At 48.3% G+C, this 7,275-nt stretch carries 6 protein-coding genes and 2 pseudogenes; 2 read left to right on the top strand and 6 right to left on the bottom strand.

Annotated elements, in window-relative coordinates; genetic code table 11:
- Positions 1-50: 50 nt before the first annotated feature.
- Positions 51-800: a hypothetical protein gene (locus ACFL9S_RS22945; RefSeq protein WP_405264183.1), complete on the top strand. Its 750-nt coding sequence runs from the start codon at positions 51-53 to the stop codon at positions 798-800.
- Positions 801-1,048: 248 nt separating this feature from the next.
- Positions 1,049-1,335: pseudogene (locus ACFL9S_RS22940) on the top strand (Tn3 family transposase); the annotation flags it as partial.
- A 73-nt stretch (positions 1,336-1,408) separates the two neighbouring features.
- On the opposite strand, the gene ACFL9S_RS22935 reads toward ACFL9S_RS22940, so the two are convergent.
- From ACFL9S_RS22935 to ACFL9S_RS22910, 6 genes and pseudogenes are all read right to left on the bottom strand, one after another.
- On the bottom strand, positions 1,409-2,644 hold the full coding sequence (locus tag ACFL9S_RS22935) for a S8 family serine peptidase (protein WP_405264182.1): 1,236 nt from the start codon (positions 2,642-2,644) through the stop codon (positions 1,409-1,411).
- Positions 2,641-4,464 carry an ABC transporter ATP-binding protein gene (locus ACFL9S_RS22930; RefSeq protein ID WP_405264181.1) on the bottom strand — a complete coding sequence of 608 codons (1,824 nt, stop codon included), beginning with the start codon at positions 4,462-4,464 and terminating at the stop codon, positions 2,641-2,643. The genes ACFL9S_RS22935 and ACFL9S_RS22930 overlap by 4 nt, the downstream gene beginning before the upstream one ends.
- A gap of 82 nt (positions 4,465-4,546) precedes the next feature.
- Positions 4,547-4,723, bottom strand: a complete 177-nt coding sequence (locus tag ACFL9S_RS22925) for a hypothetical protein (RefSeq protein ID WP_405264180.1) — start codon at positions 4,721-4,723, stop codon at positions 4,547-4,549.
- A gap of 46 nt (positions 4,724-4,769) precedes the next feature.
- Positions 4,770-6,080, bottom strand: coding sequence for a radical SAM protein (locus ACFL9S_RS22920; RefSeq protein ID WP_405264179.1), 1,311 nt, complete (start codon positions 6,078-6,080; stop codon positions 4,770-4,772).
- Positions 6,081-6,097: 17 nt separating this feature from the next.
- Positions 6,098-6,796 (bottom strand): hypothetical protein, encoded by a 699-nt coding sequence (locus ACFL9S_RS22915; protein ID WP_405264178.1) that lies wholly within the window; start codon positions 6,794-6,796, stop codon positions 6,098-6,100.
- A gap of 343 nt (positions 6,797-7,139) precedes the next feature.
- Positions 7,140-7,253, bottom strand: a pseudogene (locus ACFL9S_RS22910) (IS3 family transposase); the annotation flags it as partial.
- Positions 7,254-7,275: the final 22 nt, after the last annotated feature.

Raw genomic sequence — 7,275 nt, 5'->3', positions numbered from 1 at the left:
CCGGTTTTAGTTGACCATTACAATACAGCCTGTGCTGCGAACGGGATGTGATGCTAATTGAATCGTGGGGAAATAAACCCGACTGGCCGTTTATTTTTGACAGCGATAACAATGAAACGCATGTGATGAGGGAGTACAAATTAGCCTGGATAGAGCAGGCAGGGCTGACCCTTAATGGTTGCTACAATATCAGTACTCAACAACGTGGGTTTGCTGTCTCCTTTTCCACCAATTCGCCTACCGAACTTAAGCTAAAAAAGCAAATAGTCGAATTCATCCTTACGTATCTTAAAACCGATGAAAGGCATGAAAAAGTCCTTTCGGTTTACAACTTAGACACTGAAGACTGCGCCTGGTCGTTATTCTGCAATCAGAACTCAGGACAGTTTGGTCTGGCGAAAGAAAGAAGGGGAAGCCGGGTTAACAGACAATATTCGACTCATTGTATGGCTGCCTTAGCCATATCCAGTCTCTTTCCGATACCGATATTATCTCCGAAGAATTACAACTTGGTGCACAGGAGTCCAGCAATGACTAATCCAATCACGGTGGGTGTTAGTCCACTTACTAACACTATTTTCGCCGGCCGTTCAAAACCAATGCTGAAAGGTCCAGCTGAAGCAAGAATCTTCGTGGGAGACAAATTCGATGTGACTCAGCAGGCACTGGCCACCGTGGCTCAGCATTTGGTCAAACGTGACAACATCCTGATTATCCCAGTTCCAGATGGACGGGTTATCCATCTTCGCGCTGATGTGAAAGAGGCAACAATGGCTAAAACTCAAATCGCAGTTGGCTAACAAATGTAGCAAGGTTTTTCTCCTGCCCAACACATAAATTTTTATCGATTTTTTAAGGATATAAAGGCAAGTTCCATTACTCATACTTGGTCATTTTTTCTACATGCACAAGGAAATAAACATGTCATATCGTGACGCAGACGATGCAAGAGAAGCCTCTGAAAGAGGAAATAAAAGTCAAGAATTCCAGGCGCTTGTCACTTGTGTTCAAATAGACATTAAAGATGCAACTCGATTTGGTCTTAACAATCAGGGACCGAAAATCGGAAAATCAGAGCTACCGCGCCAGTGGACTGACGCTGCTGACGGCAGCTATCTCGCTGTGGAATACCGTCTATATGGAAAGAGCGGTCGATGCCCTGAAACGTAAAGGGGTGAAGATCAACGAGCAACTGCTGTCGCATTGATCCCCGCTAGGCTGGGAACACATCAATATGACAGGCGATTATATCTGGAAGAGTAACCGGATACCGGCTTCCGGTAAGTTTCGTCGGCTGAGGCCAGCTAAAGTAGAAAGGTCAAAAAACAACCTTAACGTACAATAATTTTTGATATCCATACTGACCCCTCTAAAGATGATGTCATTCGCTACTGAGCTTGCTGCCGGATTACTGATGTCCGTCCGAATCCTGCGCCATTCTTATCGCTTTTTCTGCATCAACCAGCCCGTGACCGAACCAGGGACTCCACCCTCCGGTATTAAATGCACCGCTTCTGAACGCCGCCAGAGGCGAATCAGTGACTTCACCGGCTGCAGTGTCGGGTGCTGAATAGCGGTGTTCCGCATAGGGTGTGAAGTCAAGGTCTTTTGCCGCAGTATGGCGCAGAATACTGGCCAGTTCACAGGCATTAAGCTGTGGACTGGCGCTCAGGGTCAGTGCAGCAACCCCGGCAACCAGTCCAGCGGCACCGGACGTGCCCTTGAAGTTATGCGTGTATCCTTTCACATCACCGGAGCGAGTGGTTAAACCCGGTTCACTGAAAGGATACGCATCAAAGCAGTGACGGTTGTTTGAAGGTGCACACAGGGCAATACCCGGTCCGTAGCTGGAGTAGTGTGCGCGGCGGCCATGCAGGTTAATCGCCGCGACAGTCAGTACGTTTTCAAGATCGCAGAGGGAATGCGTAAATTCAGATGAAAATCGCCCCCCACAGAACACGTGATCCTCTACATAGCCCGCATAAGGGACAGGCGAGCTCGCGTGAAACTGGATCGGGCAACCCGAATTTCCCGCCGCCCAGACGAAAAGGATCCCCTTACCCCTGTGCCCTCCGCTACGTGCCAGCTCGCGGATCAGCCGGACGGTTTTATCCGGAAACTTCATGTGTGGCAGGCTGGCCCAGGTGTTGATGAAAATATCAGTTTTGTCCGCCAGCGCCGTAAGAATGGTGTGAAAGCCCTGCGGGGTGATACGAAAGCGCGTATCGTATTCCCAGCGTACCGGCAACAGACGACATCCCGGCGCCACGCCCACCGGAAAAGACGTGTTAACCGCGCCGGCCATCAGACCGGCAAGTGCTGTTCCGTGGCGGTGTCCGGGGACAAACATCTGCGTTTTAATATGCTGTGGGTCAGCATAAATCAGTTTGCCCTGCTCCAGAAAGGCTGCGCCCACGAATTTATCGTCAGCCTCGGAGGCGACAGCATCCATCTGGCAGCCATCATCTGCAAACGCGATGACAATCTCCTGGCTGCCGTAACCCTTCAGACGGCACCACGCCCCTTCGGCATTTACTGAACGACAGTGTTGTCCATCAGTCATGCGCCCGTGCAAATGCCACTGTGACTGATAGACAGGGGAGGCAAGCAGTTGCTGTGGAAGTGTGAATGCAGGAGGTATCATAAGCGAGCCTGCTCCTTCCATAGGGAGTAATAACTCCCCGCTTGTTGCACCAGTTCATCGTGGGTCCCTTCTTCCTGGATAAGACCTTTCTTCAGGACAACTATTCTGTCCATCCCGATCACTGACGACAGACGGTGCGCAATGGCTATCACCGTTTTACCCGCCATTGCATCGTTCAGTGCATCACGGATTTCTGCTTCTGTCAGGGAGTCAAGCGCGGAAGTGGCTTCATCCAGGATCAAAACCGGAGCATTGCGCAGAATGGCACGACAGATACTGAGTCGCTGGCGCTGCCCGCCGGATAATCTCACACCGCGATCGCCGATCAGTGTCTCAAATCCCGTATGGGTGCCGTCCGTTGCCTGAAGGATAAAGTCCAGCGCTCTGGCTTTTTGCGCTGCAGACCGTACATCCTCGTCACTGAAATTGCTGCAGCCAAATGTAATGTTTTCATAAATAGTACGGTTAAACAGTATGTTATCCTGAGTCACTACGCTGAACTGGTGGCGAAGGTCATTCTGGGATAACTGTCGGATATCCGTTCCATCCAGCATGATTTTGCCGTCAGTGGGATCGTAAAACCGCATCAGCAGACTGATGAGTGTGGATTTACCGGAACCGGATTCTCCCACTATCGCCACTTTTTCACCCGGTCGGATGTGTATGTTCAGCCCACGTATCACTGGCTTATCGGCTTCATACTGAAAGCACAGGTCGCAAAGTTCAATTTCACCCATGGCACCCTCCCGGGACATCGGGGAATTCCCTCCGGTGACCTGATTCTGGTGATGTACCGTTTCAATCGAAGCGTTAAACAGTCCAAGCGCGCGCATTGACCCGGTGAGCTGATCCATCAGAGAAGCCAGTTGCCCCTCAAGGCGAAAAACCAGACTGAAGACAACCGAAATCTCGCCGACCGAGAGCATGCCAGCATGCCAGGACGAAATACAGATATACCCGGTTGCCACCATCGCTGTGGAGCTGGTCATCAGCAGGAGTGTTTCTACGCGGGTGATTGCCCGCAGAAATCGTTCATTTTTTCCAATAAAATCGCTCAGCTTTACTTTGACAAAATCACGGTCATCACCGTGTGGCGACAGTGATTTTACGTTAATGATATTGGAGAATATATCGACAAGATGACCATTAATCTCGTTAGAGGCGTCAGCTGATTTGCGGGAGCGCCTTTTGATTTCCGGTGCATATTTCACTGACAGGCAGAGGTAGAGCGCCAGCCAGAGAACAATCACCACCGAAAACCAGAGGTTGATGACACTCATAAAACCCAGTGCCAGAATAACGTAAGCGACATTCGACCATATTATCTGTAGTGCACTGAGTAAAAATTCAGTCACGGCCTGGCCGGCCTGCCAGACAGCTGACGCAATTTTTCCTGCATGGTTGCGGTTAAAAAAGGCCAGATCGTTGTTGACTGTTTTATTGTAAAACATCCACCGGACCATCGGGCTGAAACGGGCGCGAAGACACTGATCACACAACAGACCCAGGCTTAATGACGTGAGTGGACGGATAACAAGGAACAGCACAGCCGTCATCACCAGCAACTGGTTTTGTGTGACCAGATGGACAAGAGTGGGTGACAGCGTGTCATTGAGTGAGTCTATCACCAGGCCCACCGTATAAATCACGCCGACATCCACGACCGCTTTGATAAATCCGGCCAGAGCAATTAGCAGCACAATCGTTTTTATTTTTTTGATGAAATACCACAATCCCTGCCGATGCTGCAGAAAGGCTGCATCCTTTTCCTGGAAAGGATCCAGTAAATTTTCAAAAAAACGAAACAGGATTTCGGGCATAAATTTATCCTTTACGGGGAAACAATAATGGCAACCGGAGTTGCCATTACCTTCAGTCGTAACAGCTAAAACAAAGTATTCCTTACCAGTGTCCATGCCCAGGATTGGACGGCCCGGTCATGCCACCACCACGGCAGCAAAGGAACTCAAAATTCCCTTCCTGTTCCTCTTCATCCGTTGAGATAAATTTCACCTTGTCAGCGCGTTGTTCTGCGTTAACCGGTACTTTTTTAACGTCTTCCACCTTTTCTTTCGTCATAATGTGTTACTCCGTTAAAGCTATAGTGACAGCATGCAGTGCAATATTATGCGTGCAATGCTTCCTTGATGCTGAACTTCAGCAACTCCCGGGTCAGGTGACACAGCGGGCCGGTCTGGCTAATTTCACCGTTCTGCAAACGGGCGGAAAGGCAACCCGACGCACAGCTCCACCTGGCAAAACAGGTCCCGCATTGCGGGAATGCCCGGGTGTCCACCCGGCGCAGGGCATTTATTTTTTCCATATCAAAATTAAACTGACGGCCATTCCAGGAGCCGACATGATAAAAGTCGAAACCGGCATTATTTTTCCGGCTGTAGCGGTGACACCCCGCGACATTCCCCTCTGAGGTGATCGCAAATTCGATATTACAGAACCGTGTCGAACGGCGCTGAATGTTGGTCATCATCTTGCTCGTGACCTGTATCCCGTATTGTTTTCCCAGCTCATAGGCGGCAATAAATGCATCAACAAAGGCCTGTTGTGCAGGTTTGTTCACCCCAGAGTCACTGGCGCGGCCAATTTCCGCCATCGGTTCGAAGCGTATCGTCTTTACTCCGGTATACTGGTGAGTGTATTCGACCATTTCCTGGAGCCGGTCAGAGGCCGCAAAGGAAATGGTTGTACGGAAATGGCAGGGTACGCCGTGCCTGGATAACAATTGAGCCGCACGCATCACGGCTTTGTGCGAATTTTTGCCATTCGGAAACGACCGGTTAACCTGGAGCTCCGGAAGAATGTCGCAGGAAAGTGTCACGTAGTGGATGTTTTTCGCAATCCAGCGCGCTTTCTCATCATTGATTAACACACCGTTGGTAATCAGACGGATCCAGTGATTTACGCCCGCTTCATCCGCCCGGAAGCGAATATAATTCGTGGCCCAGACGATTAACTCCCATTCAAGCGTGGGTTCACCCCCGCCCAGAAAACGGAATTCAGCGGTTCTGTATTTATGCGTCTTGGCATTTTCGATCACAAGGTCGATGGCACCTTTCACTACCTCACGGGGCATTGGTGCAAACTTATGTGTGGTTGCCTTTGCATAACAATAGCTGCAGGCAAGATTACAGCTCTCGGTCAAAAGAAGGGTCGCCTCAATGGGCCTGAATTCCGTCAGTTCCTGCATGCCCGGAGACGGCTTTAATTCTGATCCCATTAATGCGTTTTCCCGCAGTCCGGTAACAAGAGGATGGGCATATTCCTGTTCAGTGAGAATACTCCCCCGGGCCAGTTTACTGACTAATGACATATTATCTGTATGTGTTTTCAGTGCATACCCACGGACAGGGAAATGCATATATAAAAAACCGTCATCGCCACTAAAATAATACATTTCAGTATTTATTTTCTCATCCATAGTGTGCCTACCTGTCGTCACGTAAAAAGACCGCTATTTGTTTCCAGAAAATGGTTAATACTTTCCGGAAAGCGGAGGTCAGGATGTGAGTAAGCTGATATTTTCTCACTGTGCCGCTTGTTCAGTAATGCATGTAAATGAAAGTGATATACTCCTTCAGTACAGGATATATTTATCTCTCCTGGAAAGATAACCCCACAGTGACGACTGTGATTAGCAAAGTACTTTTCAATACCTTCGGATTTTTTATAACGTAAATTAAGATTTCTCTTCCAGATACGCGTATGGGGATCATGCAATGCTTTACCCTGAATATACCGTTTTTTTTCCTGTGGTATGCATATTTCCGGCCCCGACCGCACCGTAAAACAGGAGCAGGTTACTGCGTCTGATGCCATACACTTATCTGAAATAAAATCATAATAATCAAGAAGATAAATATCATCCGCATCATGCATCATAAGCCAGTCCACGTCAGTTTCAGCGAGGATATCAAGCAGGAAATTCCTTGCAGCGATCTGATCGTACCCTCCATCCTCGAGAGATACACTGTATCCTGAGCCAAAGTTCTGGCTGTACAATGTTATTTTTTCGGAGAGTTTTCTGGGTTTATCAGGTATTCCATCGGTTATCAGTATAGATATATTTGAAACATATTCAGATATACCGGCATAAGTCAGGGTTGCCAGCGCAAGATGAAATTCTCTGCTGCTCACGGTACAGTAAATTCCAATTTTCATTTTGTGATACAAATAGTGTGATTTTTTATAAATTATACCTATAATGCATCTCAAAAAATGATCTCAATCAATATTTTTATGTTTATTTAATGACCGCTTGGTTACGGTAATTTTTCATAAAGATCACGACTTACCAGAGGAAATATTAGGCGTAATGGCTCGCAATCTATTCCATCGGGCTCACAATAACTGAAAATATAAATCGTCATATTGGCAAACCAGCCGCCAGCATTCAGTCGCGTAACTCGGCTGTACGGACTCGGTCTAACTGATTGTTAAACAATTGGACTGCCCGCATGACAGCAAACAAATTCTGTGCTCACGACGTGGCCTGTTCAAAGGCCTCCGGACTGACGCCGCCGAGGTGACTGTGACGACGGGCCAGATTGTAGAACACTTCAATGTAATCGAAGATATCCGCCCGGGCCAGATTGTAATGGTCTAATCATTCCGGA

Source organism: Erwinia sp. AnSW2-5 (assembly GCF_045107195.1).
In the GTDB taxonomy this organism is placed as follows: domain Bacteria; phylum Pseudomonadota; class Gammaproteobacteria; order Enterobacterales; family Enterobacteriaceae; genus Erwinia.
This window is presented reverse-complemented; position numbering and strand designations above follow the sequence as displayed.